17 protein-coding genes are annotated in these 17,661 nt (G+C 75.0%); 9 read left to right on the top strand and 8 right to left on the bottom strand.

Annotated features, from left to right (window positions below; all coding sequences use genetic code 11):
* The first annotated feature begins 123 nt into the window (after positions 1-123).
* The 4 genes from MRQ36_RS12935 to MRQ36_RS12920 all read left to right on the top strand — a co-directional run bounded on the left by MRQ36_RS12935 (position 124) and on the right by MRQ36_RS12920 (position 3,551).
* The gene (locus tag MRQ36_RS12935; protein WP_242795380.1) at positions 124-1,893 is read left to right on the top strand and encodes a proline--tRNA ligase; all 1,770 of its coding nucleotides are present in this window, start codon (positions 124-126) and stop codon (positions 1,891-1,893) included.
* Between the two features lie 56 nt (positions 1,894-1,949).
* Positions 1,950-2,369, top strand: coding sequence for a CBS domain-containing protein (locus MRQ36_RS12930; RefSeq protein WP_242795379.1), 420 nt, complete (start codon positions 1,950-1,952; stop codon positions 2,367-2,369).
* Positions 2,370-2,469: 100 nt separating this feature from the next.
* On the top strand, positions 2,470-2,895 hold the full coding sequence (locus MRQ36_RS12925; protein WP_242795378.1) for a SufE family protein: 426 nt from the start codon (positions 2,470-2,472) through the stop codon (positions 2,893-2,895).
* 20 nt (positions 2,896-2,915) lie between these two features.
* On the top strand, positions 2,916-3,551 hold the full coding sequence (locus tag MRQ36_RS12920) for a DsbA family protein (RefSeq protein ID WP_242795377.1): 636 nt from the start codon (positions 2,916-2,918) through the stop codon (positions 3,549-3,551).
* Between the two features lie 53 nt (positions 3,552-3,604).
* Here the strand turns inward: MRQ36_RS12920 and MRQ36_RS12915 are convergent, their stop codons facing one another.
* From MRQ36_RS12915 to MRQ36_RS12890, 6 genes are all read right to left on the bottom strand, one after another.
* Positions 3,605-4,153, bottom strand: coding sequence for a YbaK/EbsC family protein (locus tag MRQ36_RS12915; RefSeq protein ID WP_242795376.1), 549 nt, complete (start codon positions 4,151-4,153; stop codon positions 3,605-3,607).
* Between the two features lie 81 nt (positions 4,154-4,234).
* Entirely contained in the window at positions 4,235-4,432 is a 198-nt protein-coding gene (locus MRQ36_RS12910) for a hypothetical protein (protein ID WP_242795375.1), read from the bottom strand.
* A gap of 37 nt (positions 4,433-4,469) precedes the next feature.
* Positions 4,470-5,255 (bottom strand): SDR family oxidoreductase, encoded by a 786-nt coding sequence (locus MRQ36_RS12905; RefSeq protein WP_242795372.1) that lies wholly within the window; start codon positions 5,253-5,255, stop codon positions 4,470-4,472.
* Positions 5,256-5,345: 90 nt separating this feature from the next.
* Complete coding sequence (locus MRQ36_RS12900; protein ID WP_242795369.1) at positions 5,346-5,903, bottom strand: hypothetical protein; 558 nt, start codon at positions 5,901-5,903, stop codon at positions 5,346-5,348.
* On the bottom strand, positions 5,900-6,712 hold the full coding sequence (locus MRQ36_RS12895) for an MFS transporter (protein ID WP_242795367.1): 813 nt from the start codon (positions 6,710-6,712) through the stop codon (positions 5,900-5,902). The genes MRQ36_RS12900 and MRQ36_RS12895 overlap by 4 nt, the downstream gene beginning before the upstream one ends.
* An 83-nt stretch (positions 6,713-6,795) precedes the next feature.
* Positions 6,796-7,110 (bottom strand): hypothetical protein, encoded by a 315-nt coding sequence (locus MRQ36_RS12890; protein WP_308194968.1) that lies wholly within the window; start codon positions 7,108-7,110, stop codon positions 6,796-6,798.
* 181 nt (positions 7,111-7,291) lie between these two features.
* On the opposite strand from MRQ36_RS12890, the gene MRQ36_RS12885 reads away from it, so the two are divergent.
* The 3 genes from MRQ36_RS12885 (at position 7,292) to MRQ36_RS12880 (ending at position 13,623) form a co-directional block, all read left to right on the top strand.
* Positions 7,292-11,899, top strand: a complete 4,608-nt coding sequence (locus MRQ36_RS12885) for an HAD-IC family P-type ATPase (protein ID WP_242795361.1) — start codon at positions 7,292-7,294, stop codon at positions 11,897-11,899.
* Between the two features lie 9 nt (positions 11,900-11,908).
* Positions 11,909-12,031, top strand: a complete 123-nt coding sequence (locus tag MRQ36_RS33260; protein WP_278187493.1) for a hypothetical protein — start codon at positions 11,909-11,911, stop codon at positions 12,029-12,031.
* Positions 12,032-12,159: 128 nt separating this feature from the next.
* Entirely contained in the window at positions 12,160-13,623 is a 1,464-nt protein-coding gene (locus MRQ36_RS12880) for a serine/threonine-protein kinase (protein WP_242795358.1), read from the top strand.
* Between the two features lie 6 nt (positions 13,624-13,629).
* On the opposite strand, the gene MRQ36_RS12875 is transcribed toward MRQ36_RS12880, so the two are convergent.
* On the bottom strand, positions 13,630-14,580 hold the full coding sequence (locus MRQ36_RS12875) for an L-threonylcarbamoyladenylate synthase (RefSeq protein WP_242801069.1): 951 nt from the start codon (positions 14,578-14,580) through the stop codon (positions 13,630-13,632).
* Between the two features lie 137 nt (positions 14,581-14,717).
* On the opposite strand from MRQ36_RS12875, the gene MRQ36_RS12870 reads away from it, so the two are divergent.
* Complete coding sequence (locus MRQ36_RS12870) at positions 14,718-15,617, top strand: aminoglycoside phosphotransferase family protein (RefSeq protein WP_242795355.1); 900 nt, start codon at positions 14,718-14,720, stop codon at positions 15,615-15,617.
* Between the two features lie 41 nt (positions 15,618-15,658).
* The gene (locus MRQ36_RS12865) at positions 15,659-16,354 is read left to right on the top strand and encodes an alpha/beta fold hydrolase (protein ID WP_242795352.1); all 696 of its coding nucleotides are present in this window, start codon (positions 15,659-15,661) and stop codon (positions 16,352-16,354) included.
* Here the strand turns inward: MRQ36_RS12865 and MRQ36_RS12860 are convergent.
* Positions 16,285-17,364: a hypothetical protein gene (locus MRQ36_RS12860; RefSeq protein WP_242795349.1), complete on the bottom strand. Its 1,080-nt coding sequence runs from the start codon at positions 17,362-17,364 to the stop codon at positions 16,285-16,287. The genes MRQ36_RS12865 and MRQ36_RS12860 overlap by 70 nt on opposite strands.
* Between the last annotated feature and the right edge of the window lie 297 nt (positions 17,365-17,661).

The raw sequence follows: 17,661 nt of genomic DNA, 5'->3' as shown, positions 1-17,661 counted from the left end.
CCACGATCCACCTGCCCTCCACCGATCGGCTCGGTGCGGCGCCACCGCGCGGGGAGGCAGGACGGCCGGACCTGCGGGCGGAATCCGCTCGCCGGTCGCCCCGGTCCTTCGTAGGCTGCGGTGATGCTGCTGCGCATGTCCACCCTGCTGCTCCGGACCCTGCGTGAGGACCCGGCGGACGCGGAGGTGCCGAGCCATCGGCTCCTGCTGCGCGCCGGCTACGTCCGCCGCGCCGCGCCGGGCGGCTACACCTGGCTGCCGCTGGGCAAGCTGGTGCTGGACCGGGTGAGTGAGATCGTCCGGTCGGAGCTGACCGCGATCGGTGACCAGGAGGTGCACTTCCCGGCGCTGCTGCCGGCCGAGCCCTACCGGACCAGCGGTCGGTGGACGGAGTACGGCGACGACATCTTCACCCTGGCCGACCGCCGGGGAGCCGAGCACCTGCTCGCACCGACCCACGAGGAACTGGCCACACTGCTGGTCAAGGACGTCTTCTCGTCGTACCGGGACTTCCCGGTGACGCTCTTCCAGATCCAGACGAAGTTCCGGGACGAGGCCCGGCCCCGGGGCGGTCTGCTGCGCGGGCGCGAGTTCCTGATGAAGGACGCCTACTCGTTCGACCTGGACGACGCCGGCCTGCGGGCCGCGTACCAGCGGCACCGCGACGCGTACGTCCGGGTGTTCGAGCGGCTGGGGCTGGACTTCACGGTGGTGCACGCGATGTCCGGGGCGATGGGCGGCTCGGCGTCGGAGGAGTTCCTGGCCGCCACTCCCGTCGGCGAGGACACCTTCGTCGGCTGCACCGCCTGCGACTACGCGGCCAACACGGAGGCGGTGCTGACCCGCGCCCCGGCGGCCGGGGACCCGGACGCGCACCCGGCGCTGACCGTGCACGACACGCCGGACACCCCGACCATCGCCTCGCTGGTCGAGCTGGCGAACGCGCGCGGCCTCGGCGGTCGCCGGGACTGGACCGCCGCCGACACGCTCAAGAACGTGGTGCTGACCGTACGCCGGCCCGGCGCCGAGGAGGCCGAACTGCTGGTCGTCGGGGTGCCCGGCGACCGGGAGGTGGACCTGAAGCGGGTCGGGGCGGCCCTGCACCCGGCCACGGTCGAGGTCTTCGACGACTGGGCGGCCCACCCGGACCTGGTCCGCGGCTACCTCGGGCCGCAGCTGCTGGCGAAGCTCGGCGTCCGCTGTCTGGTCGACCCCCGGGTGGTGCCCGGGACCGCCTGGCTGACCGGCGCCAACGAGCCGGGCCGGCACGCCGTCCACGTGGTCTGCGGTCGGGACTTCACCCCGGCGGGCACGATCGAGGCCGCCGAGGTGCGCGCGGGTGACCCCTGCCCGGTGTGCCAGGCCGGTGAGCTGGTCATCCGACGGGGCATCGAGATCGGACACATCTTCCAGCTCGGCCGGCGGTTCACCGACGCGTTCGCGGTGGACGTGCTCGGTCCCGAGGGGAAGCCGGTCCGGCCGACCATGGGTTGCTATGGCATCGGGGTGTCCCGGGCGGTCGCGGCGATCGCCGAACAGCACCACGACGACCGGGGACTGGTCTGGCCGGCCGAGGTGGCGCCGTGCGACGTACACCTGGTGGCGGCGGGGAAGGGGCCGCAGCTCGACGCGGCGCTCGACCTCGGCGGACGCCTGGCCGCCGCTGGCCTGCGGGTGCTGGTCGACGACCGCACGCACGTCTCGGCCGGGGTGAAGTTCACCGACGCGGAGCTGATCGGCATCCCGCGCGCCGTCGTGGTCGGCCGCCGTCTCGCCGACGGGTACGTCGAGCTGCGCGACCGCGCCCGCGGCGAGCGGGTGGAGCTGCCGCTCGACGGTCTGGTCGAGCGGCTGACCGAAGAGGTGGTCGCGGCGCGCCGCGACCGGGTGTAGCGGACGCGCCACGGGGTACCGCAGCGGGATCGACCAAGGTTTGTTCGGAGGCTCTCATGTACCGGGTCAGTGACGTGATGACGAAGCAGGTGGTCTACCTGTCGGCGGAGACCACCCTGGACGAAGCCGCCAGGGTGATGAAGGAGTCGGACATCGGCGACGTGGTGGTCACCGACGGTGCCACCCTGGCCGGCCTGCTCACCGACCGGGACATCGTGGTGCGGGCGGTTGCCGAGCGCGCCGACCCGGCGAACACCACGATCGGCTCGATCATCACCCGTGAGGTGGTCATGATCGAGCAGCACTCCACGGCCGGCGAGGCGGCGGCGCTGATGCGGGAGCGGAACATCCGCCGGGTGCTGGTCTGCGACACCGACCGCAAGCTCGTCGGCATCGTCTCCCTGGGTGACCTCGCCGTGCAGCTCGACCCGAACTCCACGCTGGCCGACATCAGCGAAGCCGCCCCCAACAACTGAAAGGAGGGGCCCCCTGTTAACGCCTCCGGTAGAGCAGGGGCCCCTTCTTAACACCTGTCGTAGCGGTGGCGGGCCGGGCGGACGGCGGTAACCTGGCGGGATGCCCGAGATGCCGACCAAGCTGGCCGAGATCGTCGACGAGTTCGCCACCGCGCCCCGCGACGTGGTGCTGGAGCTGCTGCTCGAATACTCCGACGTCATCCCGCCGCTGCCGGCCGGGGTGGACCGGGCCGAACTGGAGCAGGTCCCCGAGTGCCAGACGGCCTTCTTCCTGCGCGCCCGGGTCAACCCGGACCGGACGGTGACCACGATCTTCGACTGCCCGCCGGAGGCGCCCACCACCCGGGCCTTCGCCGGCATCCTCGCCGAAGGGCTGGCCGGGGCCACCGCCGAGCAGGTGCTGGCCGTGCCGGACGACCTCTACCAGCGGATGGGGCTGGCCCAGGCGATCAGCCCGCTGCGCGTACGCGGGGGAACCGCGATCCTCGCCCGGATGAAGCGGCAGGTCCGGGAACAAGCCGGCTGAGCTGGGCGTTCACCTCGATCATGGAGATCGAGATCTACGCCGACGTGGTGTGCCCCTGGTGCTGGATCGGCAAGCGCCGGCTGGAGCAGGCCCTGGCGTCGTACGACGGCGACGTGACCGTGCGGTACCGCCCGTTCCAGCTCGACCCGACGCCGGTGACCGAGCCGAGGCCGCTGGTCGAGGCGCTCGCCGCGAAGTTCGGCGGCCGGGAGCGGGCCGAGGCGATGTTCGCCCAGGTGAGCCAGGTCGGAGCCGGCGTGGGTCTGGAGCTGCGCTTCGACCGGGCGGTGCAGGCCAACACGTTCGAGGCGCACCGGCTGATCCGGTTCGCGACCGAGCGGGACCGGGCCACCGAGATGATCGAAGCGCTCTACCGGGCGCACTTCACCGACGGGGTCGACGTCGGCTCGACGGAGGCGCTGGTCGCCCTCGCCACCGAGGTCGGCCTGGACGAGGCCGAGACCCGGGACTACCTGGAGTCGAACCTGGGCCGACGGGAGGTCGCCGCCGACCTCGCCGCCGCCCACGAGATCGGGGTGTCCAGCGTGCCCACCTTCGTACTCGCCGGGAAGTACGCGGTCACCGGCGCCCAGGAGCCCGAGACGCTGCTCGCCGCCCTCACCGAGGTCGAACGCCGGGAGTCCGGTGCCGCCTGACGTATCGACGCCGGTGATGTTTCACGTGCAACGGTATCGACGGATGTGACGTTCTAGGCGGGCCTGGCCAGCCCTTCCACCACCGTCGCGCCGGGCAGCGCGCCGAGCGCCGGGCCGGGCAGCGCGATCTTGCTGTGCCGCACGCCGGACCCGATGATCACATGCGGGGTGGCGATCACCCGCGAGTCCACCAGGATCGGCCACTGCTCCGGCAGGCCGATCGGGGTGATCCCGCCGTACTCCATGCCGGTCAGCTCCACCGCCTCGACCATCGGCGCGAAGCTCGCCTTGCGCACGTTCAGCAGCCGGCGGACCGTGCCGTTCACATCGGCCCGGGTGGTGGCCAGCACCATGCAGGCGGCGTACCTGATCTCGCCCTCCCGCTTGCCGGCGACCACCACGCAGTTGGCCGACTCGTCCAGCCCCACCTCGTACGCCACGCAGAAGGCGGCCGTGTCGGCCAGGTCCGCGTCGATCGGCGCGACCAGCACCGAGTCGACGTCCACCGGCGCCTCGGCCGGCCACCGCTCGACCGCCGCGGCCACCGGCGGCGCCAGCAGGTCGAGTCGGGTCCGGGCGGGCTCGGTCTTCAGCGTCCCCATCACGAGGTGGATCCTCGCACCCGCCACCCGGATCCGCTCGTCGACGTGCCGCGCCCCGGCGGCGGCCCGACCCGGCGCGGGTCAGTTGCTGCCGGTGAGGAACGCGTTCTGCCGGGCGAAGTCCTGCTCCTGCGCCGACATCACCCGCTCCGCGCGCAGGGTACGGGCCCGAGCCGCCTCGACGTCCTCCATCCCGTGCCGGACACCCAGCCGGATCACGCCGTAGAGGAAGACGAAGCCGCACACGTAGAGGATGACCGTGATGACCATGACCAGCATGAACTCACCGTAGGACGAACGTGAACGGGTGGCGGTCTCACTTCCCGCCGGTTCCCCCGTACGTGTCGGCGAGGTGATCCGCCCAGGTGCGCGTGCCCGTCGGGGTGGCGGTGGTGACGAGTGCACCCGCGCGCAGGGCCCGACCGAGCCGCCCGGGGATCCGTACCGGCAGGAACGGCCGGCGCGACCGGCGGGCCGCCCGCCAGGCGCGTACCGCCTCGTCGAAGCGGAGGACCTGCGGTCCGCCGAAGTCCTCGATCGCGGACGACGGGCCGGCCGCCAGCATCCCGGTGAGCCGACCGGCCACCTCCCGCGCGTCGACCGGCTGGGCGAGCACCGCCCGGTCCCCGAGCGTCGGCCCGAGCCGGCTCGCCTGGCGCAGCAGCTCGTCCAGGAACTCCGGGAACTGGGTGGCCCGCAGGATGCTCCACGGCACCGGCCCGGACCGGACTACCTGCTCGGCGGCGAGCTTGTGCCGGTAGTAGGCCAACGGCACCCGGTCGACGCCGACGATCGACACGTACACCAGGTGCCCGACGCCCGCGTGACCGGCGGCCACCGCCAGCCGCCGGGTGCCGAGCACGTCCACCTCGTGGGTACGCCGGCCGGCGTTCGGCGCGGAGGCCAGGTGGAGCACGGCGTCCACCCCGGCGACCGCCTCGACCAGCCCCTCACCGGTGGCCAGGTCCATTGCCACCCACTCCACCCCGGCATCCGCGCGGCGGTGCCGGCTCGCCGCCCGCACCGTGAACCCGTCGGCGCGCAGCCCGGGCAGCACCACCCGGCCGAGCCGGCCACTCGCCCCGGTCACCAGAACCCTCATCGACAACCCCTCCCTCGCCCCCTCGGACGAGACAGCCCTCGCACCTGTGACGGCACCGGGCCGCGCCACGGCTCCCGGGGAGGCGTCGCGCTAGGCCCGCACGACCACCCGGCCGGCGAGGAGGACGCCCAGCAGTCCACAGCCGGCCGCCACCGCCAGGGTGGTCGCATAGCTGCCCGGGCCCGGGGCCGCCCCGGCGGCCAGCACGGCACCGGTCAGGGCCAGCACGGTGGCGGCGAACAACGAGTCGCCCAGTTGCAACGACGAGCTGTTCCGGCCCTGCTCGTCGGGGGCGGACAAAGCCAGGGTCAGCACCGACAGCGACGGATAGAGCAGGCCCATGCCCAGCCCGGCCGTCGCCCAGCCGAGCACCGCCAGCGGCACCGGCACGGACGGCAGGACGGCCAGCGCCACGGTCGCCGTACCGGCGGTGATGCAGGTCAAGCCGACGCGGGGCAGCGTCGCGGCGGACCGCGGCGCGGCGAGCCGGCCCTGCACCCAGGAACCCACCGACCAGGAGACCGCGCCGACGGTGAGCACCAGGCCGGCGGCGGTCGGCGAGAAGCCGCGCTCCCGGGACAGCATCAGCGGGATCACCACCTCCGCGCCGGCGAACGCCGCCGAGGCCAGCCCGCGCAGCCCGATCACCGTCGGCAACCCCCGGCGGGCCCGGAGGAAACCGGCCGGCAGCAGGCGCGGCGCGCAGGACAGCAACCCGGCCAGCGCGACCGCGACCGTGACGGCGGCGGACACGCCGCGCTGCTGCCCCCGTGGTGCAGCAGTGCGGCGCTCGCCCCCGCCCCGACGGCCCAGCCGATCCGGGCCCGCGCACCGGCCGGCGGCCGGACCGGCACCGCCGCGCCCAGCGCCCGGAGGCCCGGCTGGACCAGCAGCGCCGCCGGCACCGCCACCACCGGCACCGCGAGGAAGACCCAACGCCAGCCCAGGTGCTCGACGATCAGCCCGGCCAGCGCCGGACCGACCAGCGACGGTACGACCCACGCCGCCGCGAACGCGGCGAAGATCCGCCGCCGCAACACCTCCGGGTACGCCTGCCCGACCACCACGTACAACGCCACCGAGAGCAGTCCGGAGCCGAAGCCCTGCACCACCCGACCGGCGACCAGCAGCCCCATGGTCGGGGCGCTGCCGGCGACGAGCAGCCCCACCATGAACCAGCCCACCCCGTGCCACACCGGTGCCCGTGGCCCCCGGGCGTCGCACCAGATGCCGGAGACCACCATCGCCACCACACCGGAGGCGAACGGGCCGCCGAAGGCGAGCGCGTAGAGGGCCAACCCGTCCAGGTGACGGGCCACGGTCGGCATCGCGGTGCCCACCGCGAGCGCCTCGAACGCCAGCAGCGACACCAGGGCGACGCTGCCCACCGTCAGGGCGCGCAGGCGCGGGGCGTACAGGTGCTCGGGAGGGGCCGCGGCAGCGGCGGTGACGGTCACCGCTGACCGCCGGGGGTCGGGATCGGCATGGGCTCAGCTTCCGACCTCAACCCGGATTGAGGTCAACCGTGAGCCCGGTCTCGTCACGCCGACTCCAACGCCTCGCCCACCCCCTTCACCAGTCCCGACATGTGCTGGTCGGCCAGCAGGTGCCCGGCCGTAACGACCAGGGCCAGCGGCCACTCGATGACCTGGAGCGCGGCCAGCACCCCCAGCCCCGCGTAGTAGGCCACCTTGTCCGGCGGCGGCACCGCCACCTCGCCGAGCAGCGGGATCTCCACCCGCCGGCTGTACGTCCGGATCGTCTCGTGCGCCCCGCTGAGGTGTCGCGTCAACGTGCTCATCCCGGCCTCCCCGGTTCCCCGTCTCCGCCAACGGCCATCGACGTCCGGACGCATTCCACCGGGGACGCCGTCCATGCCTCGGCACGCACCGGAAACTTCCGCCACCTGCGGTGGCATAACGGACGCGGTGCCGGGAAGCCAGGCCGCCGGGACGAGGCGTGGGAGGCGAGATGGCGTACGGCGGGCACGACGGTGGCACCGGGGAGCGTGGCCGGCGGTTCGGCCGTACCCCTCGATGACGCTGCTGGGCCGGGCCGCCGGTCGCCTGCTGCCGCCGCTCGGCGTGCCGGAGGTGGTGGCGCACGCGGCCCGTACCGTCGCCGCCGCCGTGCCGGAGGCGGCCCGGAGTGTCGCCACGGCCCTACCGGATGCGGCGCGGCACGCGGCGTCGGCAGTGCCGGACGCGGCCCGGACCGGCGGGGCGGCCCTCGGCGGCACCGCCCGGGCCGCCGTGCCCGAGCCCGTCGGCGACGCCGCGCGGAGCGTGGGCGCCGCCGCCGCACGGCTGGCCCGGGTCGCCGGGTTGACCCGCCGACGGGTCTGGTCCCGCGACGGCCGGCACCACATCGAGGTGCACGGCGTCTGCCAGGACGGCGGCGACCGGCTGGCCCGCCAGGTCGAACAGGCGCTCGAACGGATCCCCGGGGTGACCTGGGCCCGGGTCAACGCGCCCTCCGGCCGGGTGGTGGTGGCCGTCGAGGAGCCCGAGCCGCCGCTGCGCGACCTGATCGCCACGGTCGCCCGCACCGAACGGGTCTGCCCGCACGAGCCCGACCCGGACATCCCACCCCCGCACCCGCCCGAGGAAGGGCCCCGGACGCCCCGCACCCTGGGCGGCCTGGCCTCCGACGCGCTCGGCCTGACCATCTCGGCGGCCACCCGGATCCTGCCCTTCACCCCGGTGCCGGGCGAGGTGGCCGGCCTGCTCGGCGCGATCGACCTGCACCCGAAGCTGCACCACCTCGCCGGCCGGGGACTGCGCGCCGACCCGCGCGCCGAGGTGCTCTTCCCCCTCGCCGAGGCGGTGGTGCAGGGCCTCACCGGCGGCTGGGCCGGCATCGTGCTGGACGGCGCGCAGCGCATCGTGCAGTGGGGCGAGGCGCGCGCCCAGCTCACCGCCTGGTCGAAGGCCGAACCACGGTTGACCGGCGACCCGGACCGGGCGGTGGCCCGGGTGCCCGACGGCGAACGCCCCACCCCGAAGCCGGACGGGCCGGTCGAGCGGTACATCCAGCGGGTGCTTCCCCTCGGGGCGGCGGCGGGGGCGGCGGCCCTGCCGGTGGTCGGCCCGAAACGCGCCGCCGCGCTGGCGCTCGCCAGCCTGCCCAAGGCACCCGGCAGCGGGCGCGAGGGATACGCCGCCCAGCTCGGCCGGATCCTGGCCCGGCGGGGCGTCATCGCGATGGACCGCAGCGTGCTGCGGGAACTCGACCGGATCGACACCGTGGTGCTGGACGCGGCGGTCCTCGGCTCCGACCGGGGCGTACTGGCCGACCTGGCCCCGCTGCCGGGCGCGGACACCGGCCGGGTGGCCGCGCAGGCCTTCGCGCTCTTCGACCCGGCCGCCCCGGACCGGTTGCAGCGCGCCGACGGCTGGCGACTCGGCCCGCTGGACCGGGTCGACGCCGACGACCCGGGCGACACCGAGGAGAGCCGGCGGCTCCGGGAGACCGGCGGCACCCTGCTGGGCCTGGCCGAGGGCGGTCGGCTCGCCGCGCTGCTGCGGGTGGAGCCGGAACCCGCCCCCGGTGTGGAAACCCTGCCGACCGCCGCCCGCCGGGCCGGCCTGCGGCTGGTGGTGGCCGGCGACGACGACGGCCGGTACGGCTTCGCCGACGCCCTCCTGCCCGGCGGCGACCGGCTCGCCGAGTCCGTCCGCGCCCTGCAACGCGACGGGGCCGTGGTGATGGTGGTCTCCGGCGATCGGGCGGCGCTCGCCGCCGCCGACTGCGGACTGGGCGTGGCCGACGACGAGGACCTGCCGCCGTGGGGCGCCCACCTGCTGGTCGGCACCGACCTGCGGGTGCCCGCCCTGCTGATCGAGGCGACCGGCGTGGCCCGCCGGATGACCGAGCAGAACATCCGGATCGCGATGGCCGGCAGCGGACTCGGCGCGCTCGGGGCGTTCACCGCCGACCCCCGCCAGCTTCCCGGGCGGTCACTGATCGCGGTGAACGGTGCCGCCGCGCTCGCCTTCGCGCACGGGGTGTGGCGGGCCCGCCGGCTGCCGGACCGGAGCGCCACCCCCGTACCGGCGCTCACCGCGTGGCATCTGATGCCGGTGGAGACCGTGCTGCGGCAACTCGACACGGGGCCGCAGGGACTGAGCGACGCCGAGGCGACCCGCCGCCGGTGCGTGGTGACCGGCGACGGCACCGGCCCGGCCGGGCTGCTCCGGGCCTTCCTCGACGAGTTGGCCAACCCGCTCACCCCGGTGCTCGCCGCCGGGGCGGTGCTCTCCGCCGCCTTCGGCTCACTGGTCGACGCCGCCCTGGTCGGCGGGGTGGTGGGCGGCTCGGCCCTGGTCGGCGCGGTGCACCAGCGCAACACGGAACGGTCCCTGGCGGAGTTGCTGTCCCGCTCGGCGGTGACCGCGCGGGTGCTCCGCGACGGCGCGGAACAGGTGCTCGCGGCGGAGGACCTGGTGCCCGGGGACGTGATCACGGTCGGTCCGGGCGATGCGATCCCGGCCGACTGCCGGGTGCTCGGCGCCGACGGGCTGGAGACCGACGAGTCGTCACTGACCGGTGAGTCGCTGCCGGTCGCCAAGACCGACGAACCGGTGGTGGCCGCCGCCGTCGCCGACCGACGCTCCATGCTCTACGAGGGCACCACCGTCGCCGCCGGACACGGCACCGCCGTCGTGGTGGCGACCGGACCGGAGACCGAGTCGGGCCGGAGCCTCGCCCTGGCCCGGCAGGCGCCCCCGGCCAGCGGGGTGGAGGCCCGGCTCGGCAAGCTGACCAGCGCGGCCGTACCCCTGGCGGCCGGCTCGGCGATCGCGGTGGCCGGGGCGGGGCTGCTGCGGGGCGTACCCCTGGCGGAGACGGCCGCGACCGCCGCGAACCTGGCCGTCGCGTCCGTGCCGGAAGGGCTGCCGTTCCTGGTCAGCGCCGCCCAGCTGGCGGCGGCCCGGCGGCTGGCCGAACACGGCGCCCTGGTCCGCAACCCGCGCACCATCGAGGCGCTGGGCCGGGTCGACGTGCTCTGCTTCGACAAGACCGGCACCCTCACCGAGGGGAAGCTGCTGCTGGCCGGGGTGGGCGACGGCGACGGTCACCGGTACGACCCACCGGACCGGCTGGACGAACCGCTCCGGTCGACGCTGGCGACGGCGCTGCGCGCCACCCCCGCGGCGGCCGACCCGGACCAACTGCCCCAGCACACCGACCGGGCGGTACGACGCGGCGCGGCCGTGGCCGACGTGACCGAGCAGACCGGCGCGACCGGCTGGACGGCGCTGGGCGGGCTGCCCTTCGAACCGTCCCGGGGCTACCACGCCACCGTCGGGTGCGACGCCGACGGGCTGCTGCTCAGCGTGAAGGGGGCACCCGAGACGGTGCTGCCGCGCTGCGCGGCCCGGCGTACCGGGGCGGGCGACGAGCCGCTGGACGACGGCGGCCGGGCGGCGCTGCACGCGATGCTCGCCGAGCGGGCCGGTGCCGGGCACCGCATCCTCGCCGTGGCGGAGTGCCGGATCGGCACCGAGGAGGTGACCGACGACGAGGTACGCGGACTGGTCTTCGTCGGTTTCCTGGCGCTGGCCGACGGGGTGCGGGAGAGCGCCGCCCCGGCGGTCCGGCGGATCCGGCAGGCCGGCGTGCACACCATCATGATCACCGGGGACCATCCGGCCACCGCCGAGGCGATCGCCGCCACCATCAGCCCCGACCACGGCGCGCAGCGGGTGGTCACCGCGACCGACCTCGACCGGCTCGACGACGACGCCCTCGCCGAGCGGCTCGCCCACACCGACGTGGTGGCCCGCTGCACCCCGGCCCACAAGGTGAGGATCATCCAGGCGCTGCAGAAGTGCGGCCGGACGGTGGCGATGACCGGCGACGGTGCCAACGACGCACCGGCGATCCGGCTGGCCGACGTGGGTATCGCCCTCGGCCAGCGGGGTACCCCGGCCGCGCGGGCCGCCGCCGACCTGGTGGTCACCGACGACCGGCTGGAGACCATCATCGCCACCCTCGTCGAGGGGCGGGCCATGTGGTCCTCCGTACGGCACGCGCTGAGCATCCTCGTCGGCGGCAACCTCGGTGAGATCGCGTTCAGTGTGCTCTCCGCCGCCTCGACCGGCCGGTCCGCGCTGACCGGCCGGCAGTTGCTCCTGGTCAACCTGCTCACCGACCTGGCCCCGGCGCTGGCCATCGCGGTCCGGCCGCCCGCCGCCGACGGTGCCGACCACCTGCTGCGGGAGGGCCCGGACACCTCGCTCGGCGAGACGATGACCCGGGAGATCGCGTTGCGGGCCGCCGCCACCACGCTGGGCGCGACCGCCGGCTGGACGCTCGCCCGGTACACCGGTCGGCGGCGGCGGGCCGGCACGGTCGCCCTGGCCTCGCTGGTCGGCACCCAGCTCGGGCAGACCGTGCTGGCCGGCGGGACCAGCCCCACCGTGCTCGCCTCCACCGCCGCCTCTGTCGGGGTGCTGGTCGCGGTGGTGCAGACCCCGGGGGTCAGCCAGTTCTTCGGCTGCACGCCGCTGGGTCCGGTGGGTTGGGGCATCGCCGCCGGCTCGGCGCTCGGCGCCACCCTCGCCAACGGTGCCCTCACCCGCCTCGTCGACCGCACCGTGCCGGGCGGGCCCCCGGTCGAGGACGGCGCTGCGGGGTAGGGCTCAGGGATGGCCGGCGACGTACCCGAGGTGACCTTCGTGGGCACCGCCACGACCGTACTGCGGATCGGTGGGTTCACCCTGCTCAGCGGTGGCACCCGGAGCGCCGGCATCCGGCCGCCCGCCCACTGACGTGGGGGATGGTCCACGGCGAGCAACTCCCGACGACCGGTCCGCAGACCCCCGCCCGGCGGGCGCCGGACGGACCGTGCCACCCGTGAGCCCGTGTAGCGGGGGCCGCGACTGGAAAGAGTGACGTCGTGCTGAGACGTCTGCTGGATGGCCGCTACCAGTCCGAGGAGCTGCTGGGCACCGGCGGCATGGGTGAGGTGTGGCGGGGGCGTGACCTGCGGCTCGACCGCCCGGTCGCGATAAAGGTGCTCACCGAGGCCGGCCTCGGTGAGCCGCAGGCCGCCGAACGCTTCGACCGCGAGGCCCGTACGGCGGCCCGACTGAGCCACCCGCACATCGTCGCGGTCTACGACTTCGGCACCGAACAGGACGACTCCTACCTGGTCATGGAGCTGGTGGAGGGCCGTACGGTGGCGCAGTTGATGGCCGACGGGCCGCTCCCCGTCGACCGGGCGCTGTCGATCGCCGGGCAGGCCTGCGACGGGATCGCCGCCGCGCACGCCGCCGGGGTGGTGCACCGGGACGTCAAGCCCGGCAATCTGATCGTCACCCCGGCCGGCACCGTGAAGATCTGCGACTTCGGCATCGCCCGCCTCCCCCGGACGGCCGGCCAGAACACCCTCACCGGTCCGGCGACCAAGCTGGGCACCAGCTCGTACATGTCCCCCGAGCAGGCCCTGGGCCGGCCGGTCGACGCCCGCACCGACCTGTACGGCCTGGGCTGCACCCTCTACGCGATGCTGGCCGGCAGCCCACCGTTCGCGGGCGACCCGCTGAGCGTGCTGCACCAGCACGTCAACGAACCACCACCGCCGCTGCGGGACCGTCGCGCCGACGTACCGGTGGAACTGGACGCCCTGGTGGCGGAGCTGCTGGCGAAGGACCCGGCGGCCCGGCCCACCGACGCCGCCGCGGTGCGGGACCGGCTCGCGGCGCTGCTGCCGGCGGCGGGTTCCTCCGCCGTCCCGGTGCCGGCGGGGCCGCCCGCGGCCGGGGAGCGCACATCGCCGGCCGGCGGATCCGGCGAGCCGCCGGTCCGCCGGCACCGCCGCCGCCTCGCGCTGGCGGCGGTCGCCGTGCCGGGCGTCGTGCTGCTGGCGCTCGCCGGCGTGACCCTGCTGGACCGCGACACCGGATCGCCGGTCGCCGAGCCCACCGTCGCGCCCACCCCGGCCGCCACGGCCACGGCACCGGCACCGGCCGCACCGGTGGTGCCGGTCACCGTCGCCCCGACCACCCCGGCGCCCCGGACGTCCACCCCCACCACACCGTCCCCGACCAGCCGGACGCCGAGCCCGCCGCCCACGTCCCGCACGCCGGCACCGCCCGCGGACCCGATCGTGGCGATCCGGCTGTCCATCCAGGAGCAGGTCGCCACGGGCCAACTCAACCCGGACGCGGCGAAGGACCTGCACGCCAAGGTGGACGCGATCGCCAAGGAGACCGCCAACGGCGACCCGAAACGGGCCGCGGACCAGCTCAAGAAGCTGCGGGACAAGCTCGCCGAGCTGCGGCGCGGCGGCAGGCTGACCGCGGCCGGCTATGCCGAGCTGAGCGCCGACGTCGACCGGATCGCCACCGAACTGCGGTGAGCCCGGTCAGTGCCAGGTGGCCGCCGCGCGCCGCAGCCGGTCGTTGATCGCCCGACCGACCCCCTCGTCGGGCACCGGCTCGGCGACGATCTCGGTCACCCCGGCGGCGTCGAGCCGGTGCAGGGCGTCGAAGAGCCGCGCGGCCGCCGCCGTCAGGTCACCCTCCGGCGAGAGCACCTCGACCGCGGCCCAGCCGTCCGCCGGGCGGTCCCGGAAGGCGAGGAAGCCGCGTCGGCCGCCTTCGCCGGCCGCCGGCCCCGCCGCCCCCAACACCAGGGGGGTACGCGGTGCGTAGTGCGCCGCCAACGTCCCCGGCGCCACCGGCTGACCCGAACTGCCCGGCCTTACGGTGACCGGGCCGACCGCCTCGACCAGGGCCTCCACCGGCAGCGCGCCCAGCCGCAGCACCACCGGCCGCTCACCGCGCGCGTCCACGATCGTCGACTCGATGCCGCACCGCGTCGGCCCTCCGTCGAGCACCACGTCCACCGCGTCTCCCAGCCCGGCCACCACGTGCTCGGCCCGGGTCGGGCTGAGCTGCCCGAACCGGTTGGCGCTGGGCGCGGCGACCGGCACCCCGGCGGCGGCGATCAGCGCCCGCGCGGACGGCTCGTCCGGCACCCGGACCGCCATGGTGTCCAGCCCGGAGGTGACGATCGGCGGGATGACCGCCGGCCGGTCCACGATCAGGGTCAGCGGGCCGGGCCAGAACCGCTCGACCAGCGCCGCCACCGCCGGCGGGACCGGGCCGACCAGCTCCGTCAGGTCCGCCGCGTCGGCCAGGTGGGTGATCAGCGGGTCGAAGCTGGGCCGCGCCTTCGCCTCGAAGATCCGCGCGGCGGCCCGGGCGTCGAGCGCGTTCGCACCGAGCCCGTACACCGTCTCGGTGGGGAAGGCGACCAACCCTCCCGTACGCAGGACGGCGGCGGCTTCGGCGACGCCGCTGTCGGCGGGCAGGACGCGCGGGGATCCGGTGCTCACGCCCCGACGCTAGCCTGCCGGCGGCGGACCGGCGCCACGGGTCGGCGGTACGGCGTGACCGGCCGTGGGTAAGTCGGTTGCCGGCCGGCGGTGGCCGGCCCAGGATGGCCGGCATGGGTCGCGTCAGGATGCACGCCGACGAGGTCGAGACGGACGACGCGCTCGTCCACCGGCTGCTCGCCGCACAGTTCCCCCGGTGGGCCGGGCTGCCGGTGCGGCTGGTCGAGTCCTACGGGACCGACCACGACATCTACCGGCTCGGCGAGCAGCTCGCCGTCCGGCTGCCCCGCATCGGCTGGGCAACCGAGCAGGCCGCCCGGGAGGCGGAGTGGCTGCCCCGGCTGGCCCCCCACCTCCCGCTGGCCCTGCCGGTGCCGCTGGCGCTGGGCGACCCCGCCGAGGGCTACCCCTTCACCTGGTCGGTCTACGAGTGGCTGCCCGGTGAGAACGCCAACGGCACCCTCGACGACCTGGACCGGGCCGCCGTGGACCTGGCCGCGTTCATCGTCGCGCTGCGTCGCGTCGACACCACCGGCGCGTACGCCCGGCCACCCGGCAAGCGGGGCGGGCCGCTGACGGAGTTCGACGACGCGGTACGCCGGGCGGTGGCGAAGCTCGGCGACCGGATCGACGGGCCCGCAACGCTGCGTGCCTGGCAGCAGTCCCTGGACGCCCCGGTCTGGGACGCTCAAGAGGTGTGGGTGCACGGTGACCTGCTGCCCGGCAACCTGCTCGTGGTCGACGGCCGGCTCTCCGCGGTCATCGACTTCGGTGGCCTCAACGTCGGCGACCCGGCGTGCGACCTGCAACCGGCGTGGAACGTCTTCACGGGCGACAGCAGGCGACGGTTCCGCGCCGAGTTGGCCGTGGACGACGCGTCGTGGCTGCGGGGTCGCGGCTGGGCGCTCCTCCAGGCGGTGATGGCGATGTCCTACTACTGGGACACCAACCCGGGGATGATCCGCCAGACGTCCCACGCGCTCGCCGAGGTGCTGGCCGACGCCCGACGCTGACCGCGACCGGCCCGGTACGGACCGCCGGCAGGATGGCAGACGTGCCCGGCGAACCGACGATGCTCCTCGTCCACAGTCCGCTGCTCACCTCGGCGACGTGGGACGCCCTCCGACCGCACCTCGAAGCGGCCGGGTGGCGCGTCTGCGTGCCGGACCTCCGCCCCCTGGTCGAGGCGCCGTCCTTCCACGCGGCGGTCTGCGCGGCAGCCGCCGCCGGCATCGCCCCCGGTACGCCCACCGTCGTCATCGGCCACAGCCGCGCCGGCGCCTACCTGCCCGGCATCGCCGACGCGATCGGCGGCGACCGGCTGGACGTCGTCTTCCTGGACGCCCGCCTGCCACATCCCGGCACGAGCTGGATCGGCTCGCTCGACCCGGAGCGGGCCGCCTGGTTGCGTGGGATGGCCGGGTCGGGCCGGCTGCCCTCGTGGGATACCTGGTTCCCGGACCTCTCCCTCGACGAACTCCTGCCCGACCCCGGCCGGCGGCACCAGGTCCTGGCCGGCCTGCCCGAACTCCCGTGGACGATCGTGTCCGAGGTGCTGCCCGAGGCGGGCGCGGCGTGGCACGCCGCCAGGCGGGTCTACCTCCAGCTCAGCGCCGCCTACCGGGCCACTGCGGAACAGGCGGAAGAGCACGGATATCTGGTCCGAGGCATGGACGCCGATCACCTGGCGATGGTCACCCGGCCGGCAGCCGTCGCCCGGCTGCTGCTGTCGGCGCTCGGCCCACTCTGAGCCGGGAGCACGCCGGTGGGCGGCCGGCGTTCGGCCACCGTGAGCAGCACCACGACAAGGATCAGCAGCCCGGCGACCGCACCGAAGTGGTTCTCCAGGGTCGACACCCACGGCTGCTCCGGTGACGGGGACTCGGGCGCCACCGCGAAGGAGAAAGTGGCCTTCCACGACCCCCACGCGAACAGGAAACCGGAGGCCAACCACGACAACAGCAGGGTCGCCCGGCTCACCCGGCGGGTCAACCGCCACAACCCGGCGGCGGCACACAGCGCCCACACCGCACCGTTGGCGGTCAGCAGGTGCCACCGCACGTCGCGACCGGCGAGGGTCGCCCCGTTCAGGCCGAACGTCCCGCCCAACGCCCAGAACAGCTGCGGCAGGCCGAGCGCGACGCAGAGCGCCGCCGCCAGCCGCGCCATGGTGACCCGCAGGCCCAGCCGCGAGACAGCCCCGCCGGAGAACGCCTCAGGCCAGCGCCGTGCGGCGTAGACCGGGGCGGCGATCGCCACCCCGAGCGCGAACCCGGCGAACGACACGGACAGCAGAGCCGTCTCCCCGGCACTCATGGGCGCTTCGCCGGTGGTGCCGCCGGTCTCCGTGATCAGCGCCAGAACCGGGATGAGCGGGATCACCGGCACCAGGAAACCCATGCCGATCCAGGCCGGGAGCAGCATCAGCCAGGCCGGCACCCGCAGCCCCCAGAGCTGCGCGAGCGCGAGACCGAGCAGCATGGCGAGCCCGGACATGACCACCGTCAGTCCATTGACGACCGCCCAGTCGAGGTGGCTCCAGGCTCCTTCGTGCAGACCTCCGCCACGCAGCCCGTCCATGGTCCAGAAGATCTTCATGACGAAGTACGGCGTCATGGCCACCGCTGCGCCGTACGCAGCAACACGCCCGACTCTCGACCGGTTGGTCTCCGTCGTCGCGTACGGGTCGGCCACTCCCGCCGTTGTGCCGACCACCGAGCCGGGCGACACCGCGCCCTCCCGCCCTTCACCTTTCCGCATGCCGTTCACGGTAGGAAGGATCGATGCGGGGGACCTCCCCGTGTGGAGGGTGCGCCTTCCCCCTCGGGGGTGATCGGCGGCGCTGCGTTGCACCCGGGACGGCACGTTGGGCGTCCACGCCGATTGGAAGATCGACTACGGTCCCACGGACCACCTTCTTGTCGGTGCCGCCTGACGGAGGCCCGTGGCTGCCTTGGGATCAGAAGAAGATCGCGGATGGCTGGTCGGCCATTGGCACCCGCACCCTGGACCCCTACCCTCCTGCCATGGGCGCTGGTGAGAGCGGGACGCTGGAGG

The sequence above is a fragment of the Micromonospora sp. R77 genome (assembly GCF_022747945.1).
Lineage (GTDB): Bacteria > Actinomycetota > Actinomycetes > Mycobacteriales > Micromonosporaceae > Micromonospora.
The sequence above is the reverse complement of the archived record's forward strand: the minus strand, read 5'-3'. Positions and strand labels throughout refer to the sequence as shown.